The sequence below is a fragment of the Roseibium sp. AWQ4_290 genome (assembly GCF_056160985.1).
This window is the reverse complement of record NZ_JBSWYG010000015.1, coordinates 141,361-157,666: the sequence shown is the minus strand read 5'-3', so window position 1 is coordinate 157,666 and position 16,306 is coordinate 141,361. Positions and strand designations below refer to the sequence as shown.

The window sequence follows — 16,306 nt, the reverse complement described above, 5'->3', positions numbered from 1 at the left end:
CATGGCGCTCATTGACGACGATACCCACACCGGCATTTCTTTCGATCTGAACGGCAAGCCCGTCCGTATTGACGGCCCGCCAAGCGAACGCCTGTCGCTTGCCCTGCGCGAGCGTGCCGGCGCAAGAGATGTCAAGGTCGGCTGCGATGCGGGGGATTGCGGGGCCTGTACGGTTCTGGTTGATAGCCTGCCGGTCTGTGCCTGCACAACGGCGCTGGGGCAGGTGGAAGACGCGAAGGTGGAGACCCTGGCGGGACTGGTTGACAACGATCCGCTGGCCGGAGCACTGGCCCAGTCGTTCCAGCGTCATCAGGCTGCCCAATGCGGCATCTGTACCCCCGGGATGATGGTGGCAGCGGTGCATCTTTTGCGCACAACGCAGCAGCCGGAGGAAGAAGCGGTCAAGGAGGCCCTCGGCGGGGTCCTGTGCCGCTGCACCGGTTACCGAAAGATCATCGATGCGGTGATGGAATGCGGACCGGATGCGGTCCCGGCGCCCGCCGGCTGGGTTGGTGCGGCCATGTCCCGCGTCGACGGCCTGCCCAAGGTGCGTGGCACGGAAAAGTTCGGCGATGATGTTGCGCCCGAAGACGCCCTGACCGTCCGGGTCGTGCGCTGTCCGCACCACCGGGCGGAGGTGGTCTTTGGCGATCTTGAGGCCTACCGGCAGCGCGAAGGGCTGGATCTTGTCCTGACGGCCGCCGACATTCCAGGCGCCAATTGTTTCGGAGTGATCCCGGGTTTTGAGGATCAGCCGGTTTTTGCCGAGGGTGAAACCCGGTTCAAGAATGAGGCTGTAGCAGCCATTGCCGGTCCCGGCGAGGTGGTGAATGCGCTTGATCTGACGCAATTCCCGGTCTCTTTCATGGCCCTGCCTCATGTCTTGCTGCCTGAAGGGGCTGAAGAGGCGGCGAAGCTTCATGCGGAGCGGGACGGCAACGTCATGTGCCGGGGCTTTGTCCGCCACGGGGCGCCGGAAGACGCGATGAAGACCGCCGCAGTTGTTGCGGAAGGGTCTTTTTCAACCGGCTTTATCGAACACGGCTATATCGAGCCGGAAGCCGCCTTTGCCCGGCGGGTGGAAGACCGGATCGAGGTGGCCTGCTGCACCCAGGCCCCGTTCATGAACCGGGACGGCCTTGCCGGGATTTTGGGCCTGCCGCGCGAGAGCGTGCGCATCATGCCGACGGCCACTGGCGGCGGCTTCGGCTCGAAGCTGGATTTAAGTGCCCAGCCCTATGCGGCGCTGGCCGCCTGGATCCTGAACCGGCCGGTGCGCATCACCTACAGCCGGGAGGAATCGATCACAACCTCCACCAAGCGGCACCCGTCCGAGATCACCATGAAGATCGGGGCGGATGCCAGGGGCAAGATTGTTGCGGTCGAATTTGACGGTGTTTTCAACACGGGCGCCTATGCGAGCTGGGGGCCGACGGTCGCCAACCGGGTGCCGATCCATGCCTCTGGCCCCTACCGGACGCCCAATTATGTGGCCCGTAGCGTCGGCCTGCACACCAACACGGCCCCCGCAGGCGCCTTCCGGGGCTTTGGCGTGCCGCAATCGGCCCTGGCCCAGGAACCGCTTTATGATGATCTGGCCAAGGCGCTGGGCATCGACCGGCTGGAATTCCGGCGCCGTAATGCGCTGAAAAACGGCGAGCCGACCGTGACCGGTCAGGTGTTCGAAAAGGGCATGGGCATTGCCGAATGCTTCGATGCGCTGGCCGGACCCTGGCGCCGGGCCCTGGACGAGGCAGCGGACTTCAACAAAAAAGGCGGCCCGCTGCGCCGGGGTGTCGGGGTGGCGGGCGGCTGGTATGGCTGCGGCAACACTTCCATGTCCAACCCGTCAATCATCCGGGCCGGGATTACCGCACGCGGCACTGTGGTGCTGCACCAGGGGGCGGCTGACATTGGCCAGGGTTCCAATACGGTCATTACCCAGATTTTTGCGACGGCTCTTGGCTTGCCTGTCGATCAGGTCGAGATCATTGGCCCGGACACGGATGTGACACCGGATGCGGGCAAGACGTCCGCAAGCCGCCAGACCTTTATTACAGGCAATGCGGCCCGGCTGGCCGGAGAGGCCTTGCGGGGAAGGATATTGCGGCTGGCCAATGTCGCGGAAACTGCCGAGATCCGTGCCGGTGATGGCGTGATCCGGGTCCGCGACACCGGCGGCGAACGGGATATTCAACTGGACACCCTGACGCCGGACAACGGCGATTATGTGCTGGAAGTTCAGGAAACCTATGATCCGCCCACCAAGCCGCTGGATGAAAATGGCCAGGGCGCGCCCTATGCGGTGTTTGGCACCACCGCCCAGATGGCGGAGCTGGAAGTCGATATGGAGCTGGGCACGGTCCGTCTTCTGAAGATCACCGCAGCCCATGATCTGGGCAAGGCTATCAATCCGCTGCTGGTGGAAGGCCAGGTGCATGGGGGCGTTGCCCAGGGCATCGGTCTGGCCCTGATGGAGGAATTCCTGCCCGGGCGCACGGAAAACCTCCATGACTACCTGATCCCAACCATCGGCGATGTGCCGCCGGTGGATACAATCATACTGGAAACCGGGGATGAACACGGGCCTTATGGTGCCAAGGGACTGGGGGAGCACTGCCTCATTCCAACAGCGCCCGCCATCATGAATGCCATTAAGGATGCCTGCGGCGCGCGGGTTGCCCACATGCCCGCCACCCCTGACAAGATCCGCGCCGCCATCAAGGCCGCAGCCAAAGCATAAGTGTGCTGCGGCTGCTGCCCGCCCTTTCCGGTCAAGACAAAGATTTAAGAGACATCCATGAACGTGCCCCCATCAAGTTCCACCGGCAGATCCGGGTCCAATGTGGCCGGGGTCGATGTTGGCGGAACCTTCACCGATCTCGTGCTTTATGACATGCACAGCCATACGGTGCGGCTCGCGAAGACGCCCACCACCCTGGACAATCAGGCCTTTGGGGTTCTGGCGGCGCTGGATCAGGCAGAGGCGCATCTGGCGGAGCTGGATCTGATTGTCCACGGCACCACCACGACCACAAACGCGGTTCTGGAGCGCACCTTGTGCCGCACCGGACTGATCACCACCACCGGTTTCCGCGATGTTCTGGAACTTGGCCGGCGCACCCGCCCCCAGCCCTATGGCATGAAGGGTGCGTTCCGGCCGGTGATCCCGCGCGATCTGCGCCTGGAAGTGCCCGAGCGCCTTTATGCCGATGGCAGCGTCTGCCTGGAGCTGGATGAAGAAGCCTTGAAGGACGCCCTGCTGGCACTGCTGGACAAGGGCTGCGAAGCCCTCGTGATCCACTTCCTGCATTCTTATGCAAATCCGGCCCACGAGATCAGGGCCGGGGAGATCGCTGCACAGATCTGGCCCAATCAGAACATCACCCTCGGCCATGCGCTGTTGTCGGAAAGCCGGGAATTTGAACGGGGTGTGACCGCCGCCATCAATGCCTCGGTCCAGCCGCTGCTGCGCCGCTATGTGGAGCGACTGGCCGAACAGCTGGCGGACAAGGGCTACCGCCATGATGTGCTGGTGATGAATGGCAATGGCGGCATGGTCTCTGCCCGGCATGTGGCGGCGGAAGCTGCCAAGACCGTCATGTCCGGCCCGGCCTCCGGTGTCATGGCGGCAGCCTATACCGGCCGCCGGGCCGCCATGCCCAACCTCCTGACCTATGACATGGGTGGCACCTCCACGGATGTTGCCCTGATCCGGGAGGCGGAACCGGCGGTCTCCAACGAGATCGAGATCGAATATGCCATGCCGATCCATGTGCCTATGGTGGATGTGCGCACGGTCGGTGCAGGAGGGGGCTCCATCGCCCGGATCACCGAGGCGGGCCTCCTTCAGGTTGGCCCGGAAAGCGCCGGGTCCACCCCGGGGCCGATCTGTTATGGCCGGGGGGGCAAAGAGCCGACCATTTCCGATGCCAATCTTCTGCTTGGCCGGATGAACCCGGAAAAGCTCAATTCTGTTGCCGCCCGTGTGTCCCTTGCCGATATTGCGGCCATCTTTGAGGAAAAGATCGGAACCCCGCTCGGCCTTAGCGCCGAAGAGGCCGCTGCCGCCGTGCTGCGCATCGCCAATGCCCGTATGGCCGATGCGGTGCGCATGGTCTCCATCAGCTTAGGGGAAGACCCGCGCGACTATGCGCTCTTTGCCTTTGGCGGTGCCGGCCCGCTCCACGCCACCGCCATTGCCCGCGAGCTTGGCGTGCCCAAAGTGCTGGTGCCCTCCCGGCCCGGCATTACCAACGCCCTGGGCTGTGTGGTTGCTGATTTGCGCCATGACTTCGTCAACACGATCAACCGGCCCCTGGCCGGGCTGGAGATTGACACCGTTCATACCCTGTTCGATCAGCAGGCCAAAGAAGGCCGGGCTCTGATTGAAAAGGAAAATGTCGAGATCGAGGATCTGCGCGAGATCTATTCCGTCGACATGCAGTTTATCGGCCAGACCCATCTTCTGCGCGTTGCCCTGCCGGGCCCGCGCCCAAGCCTTGAGGACCTGCAGGCCCGCTTCGAGGAAGTCTATTTCAACCGTTTCCATGTGACCTTGCCGGAAATCCGCGCCAATCTTGTCAATGTCAATTGCTCCGTCATCGGCCGCCGCGCCGAGATCGACCTGTCCCTGCTGATTGACCCGGCCGGGCGGGCGGCAACGCTGAACGCGGCACTGACTGGCCACCGCAAGGTCTGGTTTGACGGTTTGCTGGAAACGCCCGTCTATTGGCGCGACCGTCTGCCTCTGAATGCGGAGTTGACCGGCCCGGCCATTGTCGAGCAAATGGACACCACTATTGTGATCGGCCCGGGCGACCGGGCGGTGCAGGATGCCGACGGCAATATCATCATTGAACTTGGAGCGGCCTCATGAGCATCGATCCGATCACCTTGAGCGTCATCCAGTCCGGCCTGCAGCAGGTCTGTGACGAGATGGATCTGAGTTTTTCGCGGGCCGCCTTTTCCCCCGTGATTGCCGAAGCCAATGACCGGTCTGACGGGATCTATTCCGCCGTGGACGGATCCCTGATTGCCCAGGGTGCAGGCGGGCTGCCGGTTTTTGTCGGCACGATGCAATATTCCACGCGCACCCTGATCGAGATGATCGGCCGCGGCGAGGTGGCCGCCCCGGAGCCAGGCGATATCTATATTGTCAACGACCCGTATCTTGGCGGCACTCACCTGATGGATGTGCGTTTTGCCATGCCGTTCTACCGGGACGGAGAGATCTACTGCTGGCTGTCCAACACCGGCCACTGGCCCGATACGGGCGGGGCTGTGCCGGGTGGGTTTTCCGCCTCGGCCACCTCGGTAGAGCAAGAGGGCCTGCGTCTGCCGCCGGTGCGGCTTTTCAAAAAGGGCCAGCTGGACGCGGAAATCTACGCGATCATCTGTTCCAATATTCGGGTTGCCGAACAGCGCATCGGCGATGTGAAGGCCCAGGCAGCAGCCCTGCTTGTGGGTGCTGAACGGCTTGGCCGCATTCTCGACCGCTATGGCGATGAGGTGGTGAAGGAGGCGATCGAGGAGCTGCGCCAGCGCGCCAGCGATCAGATGCGCGCCAATCTGCGCCTCATCCCCGACGGCACCTACCGCTCCAGGGCATTCGTGGATTCAGACGGCGTGGTCAACGAGCCGCTGGTGATCGATCTGAAAATCACCGCAAAAGACGGCGAGTTGACCTTTGATTTTTCCGGTTCATCCGCCCCCTGTCGGGGTCCGATGAATTCCGTTCTCGCCACGACGTTGTCTTCGGTCTATCTGGCCATGCGCCACATCTTCCCCGACGTGCCGATCAGCGCCGGGGCCTTCGAGCCGCTCAAGGTGATCAGGCCCGAGGGCACATTTCTCGATGCGCAATATCCGCGCCCCGTCTCGGGCTGTGCAGCGGAAGTCAGCCAGCGCATTGCAGAAGCAGTGTTTGCGGCTTTGGTGGAGGCTCTGCCGGACCGGGTGACGGCGGCGCCTGCTGGCAGTTCCGGCAATTTCGCCCTGGGTGGGTTTGATCCGGCCCGTGGGCGCGGGTATGTCATGTACCAGATTTCCGGCGGCGGGTATGGCGGCAATTCCGATCATGACGGGCTCTCCAACGGCTGTTCCACCATCGGCATCTCCAAGGCCCCGCCGGTGGAAATCATGGAGCAGCAATTCCCGGTTCTCTATCACCGCTACGCGCTGCGGGAAGGTTCCGGCGGGGCCGGCAAACAGCGCGGCGGTTTCGGGCTGGACTATGAAATCGAGCTGTTGCGGGGGCAGGCCACTGCCAGCTTCGTCATGGATCATGGCCGCTTCGGCCCCCAGGGGGCCCTTGGCGGCAAGGATGGCGAGCCGAACACGGTGACCGTTTGGCAGAACGGGCAGGAGATTGTGCCCGAACATCTCTCCAAGGCCCAGGATATTCCCTTGAGCCCGGGCGACCGGGTTCGTGTCGGCACCCCGGGCGGCGGTGGCTATGGCCCGCCGGAACACCGGGATCCTGCCGATATCCGCGAGGATGTCCGCTTGGGATATTATACGCAAGACAAGATCCAATCGGCTTTCGGCGTGGAGCCGTAGGCGGCAGACGGCGGATTCTTTGACCTGCACATTGTTCCAGCCTCAACAAACAAGACGCAGCCAATAGGTTCTTGTTTGTTGAAGCCGGTACTTTTCCGTGCCGCCTTCCGATGGAGCCAAACCGATTTGTCTTTTGCGTTGACGTCTCTGATATCACACCGTGAAAGGCAAATCCGGTGACCTGCGATTTGCGCTAAACTTTTGGCTTTTCCGGGACTTCATTTGACGACTTCGTGCCCGGAGCGTTGTCCAACGTCTGGCCGAAATCGAGGAGGATGGCATCAAAGGCACCACTGGAAAGGATCTGTTTCAGCCCCCTGTTGAAGTCCGCAATAATCTGCTCACCGTTCTCCAGATCTCTGGATACGGCAATATGCAGGCCTGCGCGGTTGAGTGGCGGCTTCAGAATTTTGAAGTCGCCAAGAGATGGCCCGACAAGTTGCTTTAGCGCAAACAAGTTGGGGGCCTTGCTGCCGGCAACCATATCCAGGCGGCCATAGACCAGTTTTCTGATGTTGTCGTCATAGTTGGTGGCCTCGACCTTGTTCAGAAAATCGGCCTTGTCGAAATCAGTCTGGTAAGCAAAGCCGCGGCCAACACCGATCGTGTAACCCTGAAGGTCCCGAAGGCTGTTGTAAGTGTTCAGCGCCACGGTCTTGCGCGCGATGAACACAAGTTCATCGTAGTAGACCACGTCACTGAAGAGAAAGGTTTGTCTCCGGTCCGCTGTGCTGCGAACGCCAAGGAGGATATCTGCTTCGGTCTTTTCAACCAGAACCATGGCGCGTTTCCACGGCACGAACCTAACGGTGACGGGCTGGTCGACGGCTTTGAAAGCTGCGGCAACCAGCGCAGTGAGAAAGCCGTTCTTGGACAAATCTGCCGAATAGTAAGGAGGCCAGCTGGAGGTGACCATCTGCAAGGGGCGGGCCTGGATTTGCAGACAAGCAGAAAGCACCACTGAGAGATGTATAAACACGAGAAGAGATATGCGTTTTACGGCCACTTTCATAGTCGTCAAACCTGCAATTTTTCTGCTGTTGTCACACGCTACTCAGCCGTGACAAAAACGGCAACAGTGTAAGAACAAAAAAGAACTGTTGAAATTTCTTTAACAACTGAAGGAATTCAGTATTCAATTTCCTAGCGGAACTTTAGCAATTGACATTCCGGTGAAGGTTGTGAAGCGCGCGAGCCGGTTTTTATTGAACGCTCGCCAGGGCAGATTTGAGCAGCGTTTCTATCATGGGGCGCCGGTCGAGCAGGCGCCGGGCAAGCGCAGTGTCCAGCGTCAGGCCTGTGTCGGATGACGCAAGGCAGGCGTCCGTCTTGTCGAACGGTGTCGGATAGTCGGCAGTGGCGGCAAATGGCCCGAACCCGGCCCGGGACAGGATGATGGCACCCAGCATGGTATCGGCTTCGGCAGCGGGATATTCGCCGTTACCTTGCTGCGCCTGACGGGCGAGCGCCCCCATCAGCACGGGCGCTTCAGCTCTGGGATAGGCGATCATGGGTTTACGCCTGAGCGGGTCCGGATCGCCGTCAAAAAGTGCCATCGGCGTGGACAGCAAAAAGGTTTCAGACAGGCCTGGGGCGTGCAACGGCGGATGCAGAAAGGCAGCGTCGAGCGTGCCCTGTTCAAGGCGTTTTTCCAGCCCGGCGGTCGTTCCCTCAACCAGCCTGACCCGCGCATGGGGGTAGTGCTGCCGGAAGGCGGTCAGCGTCGGAATGAGGATCTGATAGGCCGCTACCTGGGTCATGCCGATCCGCAAGGTCTGACCTAGCCCGGCGTGGGCATTGCGCGCTGATTGCGCGGTTTCCAGCGCAGCGGCAATCACCCGCTCCGCCCCTTCGACAAATTGTACGCCGGCTGGCGTTGCGGCAACGCCGCTGCGGTCCCGGTCAAACAGTTTGACGCCAAGTTCTTCCTCAATGCGCCGAAGCCGAGAGGACAAGGCTGGCTGGGTGATATTCAACCGGCGGGCTGCCCTGCCGAAATGCGCCTCTTCAGCAATGGCAATCACACTTTCATAGTCGAGCAAGGCAAACATTCGATAACCTTTTTTTATCGAACTTCTCAGCTGAAAGCATCGAAACACGGCTTCCATATCCCAAACTTATATTCCGATCCTCCCGGATCAAGTTCTTTAGGACCCCGGTACATGGAGAACCTCGTGAAGACCTTGCTCATCAATCTGTTTCTATCCACCAGTCTGGCTGCCTCTGCTTCTGCTCAGGTGGCCGGATCTCGTGACGCACGCGGACCAATGGATTTTAAAGGCCGTTTTCTGGTGTCGGCGCAAGACGCCGACATGGTCGCCTCGGCCTATGTCAACGGTCTGTTGGGGCCGCGCGAGGGGCGCGATACGCTGGCCGTCATACCGCTGGAGGGCGATCCGCGCGGCTGGCGCGCCCAGGAGGTGTTTGCCTCCAATTCCGTCGGCGGGCCGCCCGCCGTGGTCGACCTGTCGCCGGATGGCCGTTATGCGGTGGTGATTGAAACCTGGACCGAGCGGCCTCAGACGGATGAGGTTCATCGCTTCAGCGATCTTGCCTTCGGCAACCGGCTGACGGTTGTTGACCTGTCAGACCCGGCCAGCCCCAGGACCGTGCAGGAAATAGAAGGCCCGGCGCGTCCGGAGGCTGTCCGCTTTTCCCCAGACGGCTCCCTCTTGGCGGTCAGCTACCATCCGGCCGGAGGGGGCAAGGATGCGCCCCTGGCTCTATACCGCTTTGCCGATGGCCGGCTTGGGGAGATGGTGCGCCCGGAGATCGACGGCTGGGACACGAGCCAGCGGCTGATTGATCTCGATTGGCACCCGGCCGAGCCCATTCTGGCGCTGGTCGACGGGACAGGGGGCGCAACGCTGCGCTTCGCGCGTGTCACGGAGGATCTAGCAGTCGAACCTTTCGGCAATGTGGTTGATATTGAACGGGCGCCTTTCCGCGCGATTTTCACGCCCAACGGCAAGCATGTTGTCCTGAGCGGTCTTTATTGGGGTCCCGACATTCAGGGTCTTTGGACGGAAGCGCCGCGCGGCTCGGTTCTGACCGTGCGCATGAATGCAGAAACGCGTGAAGACGGTACCGTGCGCCATGCTTTTGTTGACCGCAGTCTGACGGGAGTATCACCTGAAGGGCTCGCCGTGTCTCCGGACGGGCGCTGGGTGGCCACAACCAATCTGGAGCGCAGCTATCTGCCTTATGACGATAAGCGGATTACCTGGTATTCGTCCATCACCCTGGCAGCGCTTGACCAGGAGACCGGCGACCTGACCGAAGTGGGAACATTCGCTTATGACGGCATTCTGCCCGAAGCTGCGGTGTTCGACAATTCCAGCTCTTATCTGGCAGTCGCAAACTATGATCACTTTGATGACCGCAAAGAAGGCTCCAGTATCGACTTCTGGCGGCTTCAGAGCGATCCGCTGGATCCGGGCAACACCCAACTGATCAAGACCGGCTATACCGTGCCGGTGACGCGGGGCGCCCATTCCATGGTGATCGCGCGTTAGGGCGTCGGCCAGAGTCACGGACCCGGACTGTTCCGGCGGGGCGTCTGTCCGCACAAACGGGTAATAGCCTTGAAAGCAAGCCGCGTTTCATAAGGTGGGCCGTTCGCTGCCTGACTTCAAAGAGGTCAACGCAAAGGGCAGAACAGTCTATTTTCCTTGAAACGCGGCGCGCTTTGGTATGCCTTTGGCCTCCCGAGTTACAAGGCGCACTGACCGATGTCCCGGCCTGGCATCCAGCCTCGAGGGTTTGCCTCAGCCATCGTCCCGATGGGATGGCAGTCTTCTTGCTTGCGCCTGAGCGGGTCCTGATTGCCGTCAAACAGTGCCATCGGCCTGGACAGCAAGAAGGTGTCAGACAGGCCGGGGGTGTGTAGCGGCGGATGCAGAAAGGCGGCGTCGGGCATGCCCTGTTCGAGGCGTTTTCCAGCCCGAATTGCATAAAAACAACCATTTCTAGATGATTTTGTTCGATTTGCTTCGCTGTCTTTTATTTGTTTGAGGACACACTTCGAATGCAGGAATATCAGGGCGCTTTTGAGCAAGAACGGCGGCCTGCTTGCACGGCCAGGGCCTTTGTGAGGCGTCCTGTATTTCTCTAAAGTGTCACGATTTACGGTACAGTTATCGACTGCTCTTGGATGGAGTGCTGAGGGCGGACGTGGGTTGAGTCGTCACAAAAACGTCGTAAAATCGGGAAAATACTTCCTGATCCTTTAAAAAACTGTCGCATATCCATGATATGGCGCAGTCTTATTGTCCCGATAAACGGGACGATTATTTCAAAATACGTTTGCCTCTCTTCTTGCTGGCAACACGGGCGCTCCGCATAGTCGCGGGGCAACGGGCCAAGCAGTTTTCCCAGCCCCGCATTTCACAGGAGCCGAACAATGATCCGCATGTTTACGACTTCGATGCTCGTCCTGATGACGGCGACGGCCGCGTCCGCAGCAGACCTGACGGTCTACAGCGCCGGTCCGAAGCCGCTTTCGTCAGCACTGGCCGAAGCCTTCACCGCCAAGACTGGTATCAAGGTCAATCTCTTCCAGTCCAATTCGGGCAAGGTCATGGCCCGCTACCAGGCCGAAAAAGCCAACCCGCAGGCCGATGTCATCATCTCTGCCTCCTGGGGCCATGCCATCACCCTGTCGGAGGCCGGAGAGCTGGTTTCCTACAGCTCCCCCAATGCGGCAACCGTTCCAGACAGCCTGAAGACGGAAGACTATGTGGCCCAGGGCGCCGCGGCCCTCTCCATCGCCTATAACACGTCCCTGGGCCTGCCCGCGCCGGCCGAATGGACGGACCTGACCGCAGACGCTTACCGTGACATGGTCACCATGCCGGATCCGTCGGCCTCCGGCTCCGCTCTCACCCTGGTGCAGGGATTGGCCAGCCGCGACGCCGACGGCACCTGGACACTGCTGAAAGAACTGAAAGCCAATGGCATGATCGTGCCGGGCGCCAACAAGGCCGCCCTGAACCCGGTCCTTTCCGGCGCACGCGGCGTCGTCTTCGGTGCAGTGGACTATATCGCGCTGGGCCTGAAGGCCAAGGGCGAGGCCATCGAGGTCGTCTATCCGTCCAGCGGCACCGTTCTTGCGCCGCGCCCGATCATGATCCCGAAATCGACCGATCAGCTGGCAGACGCCGAGAAGTTCGTCGATTTTGTGCTCTCCGATGAAGGTCAGGCGCTCGTGGCCAAGCGCCTGATCCTGCCGGCGCGTACCGATGTCGAAGCGAAGCGGGCCGGCTGGGACGAGCTGAACCTGATCGAGTTTGACTATGTTAAAGCCGCAGCCGATGCGGCCAAGACCAAGGCAACGTTCAAAGGCCTGGTCGAGTAAGCACGTGATGCAAATGGCCCCCCGCAAACCGGTCCAGGTCCGGTCGGGAGGCGCGATCCGCGCCTCCCTTTTCACCGCGACCATGGGCACCGCCCTTGCCGTCGTGGCTCTGCCGATCCTGGCCATCGTCCTGTTTGCCATCTTTCCCAAACTGAACGAATTGTCCTTTGCCGGGGCCTTCACCAATCTGGGCCCGCATCTGGCGGACCCACGGCTCGTGCCTGCAGTTGTCAACTCCGTTTCGCTGGCTCTGTCGGTCTGCGCCATAGCCACCATCATTGCGGTGATTGCCGCGCTCATCCGGGTCAATCTGGGGCGCAGCGGCGCCATCTGGGATCTATGTTTCCTGGTTCCCTTCCTGATCCCGCCCTTTACCGGTGCCTTTGCCTGGATCCAGCTTGGCCAGCGGCACGGGTTCATCGAACAGCTGCTGGGGTTCAATCTCACCTTTGTCCTGTTCACCTTTTCCGGTGTTGTCGCGGTGATGGCGCTGAACCTGTTTCCGATTGTCTATTTCACCACGTCCAGCTCGCTGCAGATTGTCGGCAAGCGTTATGACGAGGTGGCCCGCGTCTTTGGCGCAGGCGCGTTGCGCCGCCTCTTCCGCATTGTTTTGCCGCTGGTCGGCACCGCGATTGTGTCGAGCAATCTTCTGGTCTTCATTCTGTCCATTGAGGAATTCGGCACGGCCGAAATCCTGGGCCGCCGGGCCGGTATCGATTTTGTGGTCACCTATATCCACGAAAAGCTCAGCGACTGGCCGATCGACCTTCCGGGCGCCTCGGTGCTGTCGCTGATCCTGATTGTCATCGCGCTTTGTGCCTATTTCCTGCATTTGCGGCTCACGCAGCACGTGGCAACCAGCGTCGATGAAGTTCAGGCGCAATCCTCCCGCCCGCAGTTCGGCCCGCTCTGGACCGCCCTCGGCCATGGGGTGCTGTCGGTGATCGCCTTTGTCGCTGTGTTCCTGCCGCTGCTTTCCATACTGCTCAGCGCCATGATGCAGCGCATGACGGCGGGGCTTACCCTCTCGAACCTGAATTTTTCCGCCTTTGTGGAGCTGTTCACCACCCAGGAAGATGCGCTGGATGCGCTGTTGACCAGTCTGCATCTGGCCACCGTGACCGCGTTGGTTTCGGTCGTGATCGGCGTTCTGGCAGCGTTTTTCATTGTAAGATGGCGCAGCGCCCTGTCGGCGCCTTTGGACTTTCTGTTAACCCTGCCCAACGCGATCCCGTCCATGACCGTTGCAGTCGGACTGATCCTGGTGTGGAACCAGGCCTTCTGGCCCTGGACCCCGTATAACACCTGGTGGATCATGCTGCTGGCCTATACCTGCATTCTGCTGCCCTATCCTGTGCGCATGATTACCGGCACGCTGCGCCAGTTGCCCATGTCCATGCAGGATGCTGCCGTGGTCTATGGGGCAACGGATCTCGGCGTGATCTGGCGGGTCAACGGCCCGGCGCTGCTGGGGGTGTCGGTCGCCGCCGGTTTCATTGTCTTTTCCATTGCCTCCCGCGAGCTGGTCACCTCGCTCATGCTCACCCCGCCGGGTTTTGAGACCGTCTCAACCTTTGTTTTCAACCAGTTCGACCAGGGCTCCGTGAACATGGCCATGGCGATGAGCATCGTTTCGGTCCTGATTTCCGGCAGTTTCATCGCCCTTGGAAATTATCTTCACAGCCTGCGCGGCGAGAAAGGGCACTGACCCGTGATCCAGATCGAGAACCTTCGCAAAAGCTTCGGGCCGGCCGAGATCCTCAAGGGCATTTCCCTGGATATTGAGGAAGGTGAATTCGTCACCCTTCTGGGCGCGTCCGGCTGCGGAAAATCAACCTTGCTCCGGATCCTTGCCGGGCTGGAGCGGGCAGACAGCGGCGCGCTGGTCTACAACGATACCAAGCTTGATGCGGCCGCCGAGGGCCGATTTGTCCCGGCCCAGGCGCGGAAATTCGGCTTTGTCTTTCAGGATCATGCCCTGTGGCCGCATCTGTCGATTGACGACAATATCGGGTTTCCTTTGCGCAGCTATGGCTGGGCCAAGGCCGACATCGCCCGCCGCGTTGCCGAGGTGCTTGCGCAGGTGCAGATGTCGGACCAGGCGGGCAAGTTTCCGCGCCAGCTGTCGGGCGGGCAGCGCCAGCGTGTCGGCATTGCCCGGGCGCTGGCCCTGTCGCCGAAAGTCATCCTGCTGGATGAGCCGCTGGCGAGCCTTGATTCCAACCTGCGCGACGATCTGGGCCACGAGATCCGCAAGCTGGCCAAGCAGTTCGGCCTCACCTGTATCAATGTCACCCATGACCGGCGCGAGGCGCAGATCCTGTCCGACCGCATCGCCGTGATGGTGTCCGGCCAGATCCAGATGGCCGGGGCGCCGCTGGACGTTTTTACCAAGCCCAGGTCGCGGGAAATTGCCAAATTCTTGAATGCGGGCAACATTCTGCCCAGCACGCTGCTGGCGCTTGAGGGCAGCGGTCCGGAGGCGGCGTCAGCGGAGTGGGGCCTTCTGCCCAGAAATGCGGTGCAGATTGTGGACAACAACGGAGACGTGACCGCCCGCATTGAGGACATGGTGTTCATTGATGGCCGGTTTGAGGTCACCGTGGGCCTGAAGGGCCACAGCATCACCTTCTTTTCGGACACACGGCCGGACCCAAGCAAAGAGGTCGCCTTGAGTATTCGCAAAGACCAGATTGTTCCCCTGGAAGCTTGATGTCCGGAACGCCAGATGCAGACCCTGAATGACCTCAAGATCCTGGACGCCATTGCCCAGTTCGGCTCCATCCGCAAGGCCGCCGACCACATGTCGATGACCTCGTCTGCGCTCAGCCGCAAGATCCTGGCGCTGGAGGCACATTTCGGCGTGGATCTGTTTGAACGCACCTCCAGGGGGTTGCGGCTGAACCCGTCCGGGCAATATCTTGCTGTCCATGCGCGCGCGCAATTGGCGGAGCTGGAAAAGGTGCGCGGTGAGCTTCTGGCCATCAAGAAGTCGACCATCGGCCATGTGCGGATCTGCGCGAGCCAATCGGTTTTGGAGAGCTTTCTGCCGGTGTATCTGGCCAAGTTCCAGCAGAAAAACCTGAAAGTGACCGTCGCCGTCAACCATTCCTCTTCCGCTCGGGCGCTCACCGATCTGCAGGAATTCCATTCCGACATTGCCCTTTGCCTCAATCTGCCGGACCACCCCGATTTGGCCGTCCTGGGGGCGGCGGACCAGGAGATTTATGCGGTCGTGTCTCCGGACCATCCGCTTGCCGGGCGCAAGGAAGCGGGTCTTCCGGAGATCGCAAAACACCGGGTTGTGCTGCCGCCACAGGGGTCTGGCCTGCGCCTGATGCTGGACCGGCAGGCCAGTGAAGACGGTGTCTCTCTTCATCCCGTGGTGGAGAGCAACACCTATGCGTCCATTGCCCGGGCCTGCCGTTCGGGCGGGCTGATCACCTTTGGACTGTCCCTTTATGACCAGGGCGGGGACGGCGACGGCGATGTTGCGTTGCTGCGGATCCGCAACATGAAACCGGCCAATGTGCGGTTGGTAAAGCTGCGCGAGCGCACCCTGTCGCCGGCTGCGGCCAAACTGGCCCAGTTCCTGGCCAAAAATCTGCGCAATGCCGGGCGGGAGAGCCCTCTTTCTCAGGCATCCGCCTAGAACAGGTCCTGCAACAGCGGGGCCGGTTTGCCGGCGGACGTGCGGAAGATCCCAAGCGCCGGGCTCTTGCGTCCCGCACCTTTCTTCCGGGCGCTGTCCTCAAGACACAAGGAAAACAAGATGACACTTTGGGTCACCGCCGACACTCATTTTGGAGATTGTGAGGTTCTTGGGGCAGGGAGGAACGGCTCCAAAACCGCCCGGGCGTTCCGCAGTCTTGAGGACATGAACGCATGTATCGCCGACAACTGGAACGACCGGATCAGCGATCAGGATGTCGTCTATCACCTTGGCGATGTCTTCAGCGGCGAAGGATGGCAGATGCTGGCGCGGCTAAAGGGCCGCAAGCATCTGATCCTGGGAAATCATGACAATCCAGCGTCACCTCATCTGACGGCGGTCTTCGCAAGCATCTCCTTGTGGAAGACGTTTGCGGACAGCAAAACGGTTCTGACCCATCTGCCCCTGGATCTTTCGGAGCGCAGCGGGCTGGGCCTGCGGTTCGAGCGCAACATCCATGGCCACTTGCACCACCGGCCCGCGCCAACGCTACGGCATATTTGCACCAGTGTCGAGCAGACAGCGTATAAACCGGTCAATCTGGAAGACCTGATGAGGGACCGGCAAGATCGCCCTCGCCAGCCACCCGCCCCGGAGGTGCCGCGCTCATAGGAAGGCAAACCCGCGCGATTGGATGCCACGCCGAACTTCGGCAAGGGCGCCTTATACCTTGG

At 61.0% G+C, this 16,306-nt stretch carries 11 protein-coding genes; 9 read left to right on the top strand and 2 right to left on the bottom strand.

What is annotated here, in order from left to right:
- Position 1 precedes the first annotated feature (1 nt).
- From ACXAH0_RS16395 to ACXAH0_RS16385, 3 genes are read left to right on the top strand one after another with little or no spacing between them, the layout of a single operon-like run.
- Positions 2–2,743, top strand: coding sequence for a molybdopterin-dependent oxidoreductase (locus tag ACXAH0_RS16395; RefSeq protein WP_475192926.1), 2,742 nt, complete (start codon positions 2–4; stop codon positions 2,741–2,743).
- Positions 2,744–2,800: 57 nt separating this feature from the next.
- Positions 2,801–4,879 (top strand): hydantoinase/oxoprolinase family protein, encoded by a 2,079-nt coding sequence (locus ACXAH0_RS16390; RefSeq protein ID WP_475192922.1) that lies wholly within the window; start codon positions 2,801–2,803, stop codon positions 4,877–4,879.
- Entirely contained in the window at positions 4,876–6,561 is a 1,686-nt protein-coding gene (locus ACXAH0_RS16385; RefSeq protein ID WP_475192918.1) for a hydantoinase B/oxoprolinase family protein, read from the top strand. Before ACXAH0_RS16390 ends, ACXAH0_RS16385 begins: the two co-directional genes overlap by 4 nt.
- A 193-nt stretch (positions 6,562–6,754) precedes the next feature.
- Here the strand turns inward: ACXAH0_RS16385 and ACXAH0_RS16380 are convergent, their stop codons facing one another.
- Together ACXAH0_RS16380 and ACXAH0_RS16375 are read right to left on the bottom strand one after the other, a co-directional pair.
- Positions 6,755–7,573: a substrate-binding periplasmic protein gene (locus tag ACXAH0_RS16380; protein WP_475192914.1), complete on the bottom strand. Its 819-nt coding sequence runs from the start codon at positions 7,571–7,573 to the stop codon at positions 6,755–6,757.
- 190 nt (positions 7,574–7,763) lie between these two features.
- A complete protein-coding gene (locus ACXAH0_RS16375) occupies positions 7,764–8,612 on the bottom strand; it encodes a LysR family transcriptional regulator (RefSeq protein WP_475192910.1) in 849 nt (282 codons plus the stop codon).
- 111 nt (positions 8,613–8,723) lie between these two features.
- Between ACXAH0_RS16375 and ACXAH0_RS16370 the strand changes: the two genes are divergently transcribed.
- From ACXAH0_RS16370 to ACXAH0_RS16345, 6 genes are all read left to right on the top strand, one after another.
- Positions 8,724–10,076 (top strand): lactonase family protein, encoded by a 1,353-nt coding sequence (locus ACXAH0_RS16370; RefSeq protein ID WP_475184932.1) that lies wholly within the window; start codon positions 8,724–8,726, stop codon positions 10,074–10,076.
- Positions 10,077–10,963: 887 nt separating this feature from the next.
- Positions 10,964–11,917, top strand: a complete 954-nt coding sequence (locus ACXAH0_RS16365) for an ABC transporter substrate-binding protein (RefSeq protein ID WP_475192906.1) — start codon at positions 10,964–10,966, stop codon at positions 11,915–11,917.
- Positions 11,918–11,930: 13 nt separating this feature from the next.
- Positions 11,931–13,628, top strand: a complete 1,698-nt coding sequence (locus ACXAH0_RS16360; RefSeq protein ID WP_475192903.1) for an ABC transporter permease — start codon at positions 11,931–11,933, stop codon at positions 13,626–13,628.
- A gap of 3 nt (positions 13,629–13,631) precedes the next feature.
- A complete protein-coding gene (locus ACXAH0_RS16355; RefSeq protein ID WP_475184949.1) occupies positions 13,632–14,633 on the top strand; it encodes an ABC transporter ATP-binding protein in 1,002 nt (333 codons plus the stop codon).
- Between the two features lie 15 nt (positions 14,634–14,648).
- Positions 14,649–15,572 (top strand): LysR family transcriptional regulator, encoded by a 924-nt coding sequence (locus ACXAH0_RS16350; protein ID WP_475192899.1) that lies wholly within the window; start codon positions 14,649–14,651, stop codon positions 15,570–15,572.
- A 120-nt stretch (positions 15,573–15,692) separates the two neighbouring features.
- Positions 15,693–16,244 (top strand): metallophosphoesterase, encoded by a 552-nt coding sequence (locus ACXAH0_RS16345; RefSeq protein ID WP_475192893.1) that lies wholly within the window; start codon positions 15,693–15,695, stop codon positions 16,242–16,244.
- Positions 16,245–16,306: the final 62 nt, after the last annotated feature.

What these genes read in the sequence shown, in the direction of transcription:
- ACXAH0_RS16385 (WP_475192918.1), top strand. Translation starts at nt 4,876, where the DNA reads ATGAGCATCGATCCGATCACCTTGAGCGTCATCCAGTCCGGCCTGCAG.
- ACXAH0_RS16390 (WP_475192922.1), top strand. Translation starts at nt 2,801, where the DNA reads ATGAACGTGCCCCCATCAAGTTCCACCGGCAGATCCGGGTCCAATGTG.
- ACXAH0_RS16365 (WP_475192906.1), top strand. Translation starts at nt 10,964, where the DNA reads ATGATCCGCATGTTTACGACTTCGATGCTCGTCCTGATGACGGCGACG.
- ACXAH0_RS16350 (WP_475192899.1), top strand. Translation starts at nt 14,649, where the DNA reads ATGCAGACCCTGAATGACCTCAAGATCCTGGACGCCATTGCCCAGTTC.
- ACXAH0_RS16395 (WP_475192926.1), top strand. Translation starts at nt 2, where the DNA reads ATGGCGCTCATTGACGACGATACCCACACCGGCATTTCTTTCGATCTG.
- ACXAH0_RS16360 (WP_475192903.1), top strand. Translation starts at nt 11,931, where the DNA reads ATGGCCCCCCGCAAACCGGTCCAGGTCCGGTCGGGAGGCGCGATCCGC.
- ACXAH0_RS16375 (WP_475192910.1), bottom strand. Translation starts at nt 8,612, where the DNA reads ATGTTTGCCTTGCTCGACTATGAAAGTGTGATTGCCATTGCTGAAGAG.
- ACXAH0_RS16370 (WP_475184932.1), top strand. Translation starts at nt 8,724, where the DNA reads ATGGAGAACCTCGTGAAGACCTTGCTCATCAATCTGTTTCTATCCACC.
- ACXAH0_RS16345 (WP_475192893.1), top strand. Translation starts at nt 15,693, where the DNA reads ATGACACTTTGGGTCACCGCCGACACTCATTTTGGAGATTGTGAGGTT.
- ACXAH0_RS16380 (WP_475192914.1), bottom strand. Translation starts at nt 7,573, where the DNA reads ATGAAAGTGGCCGTAAAACGCATATCTCTTCTCGTGTTTATACATCTC.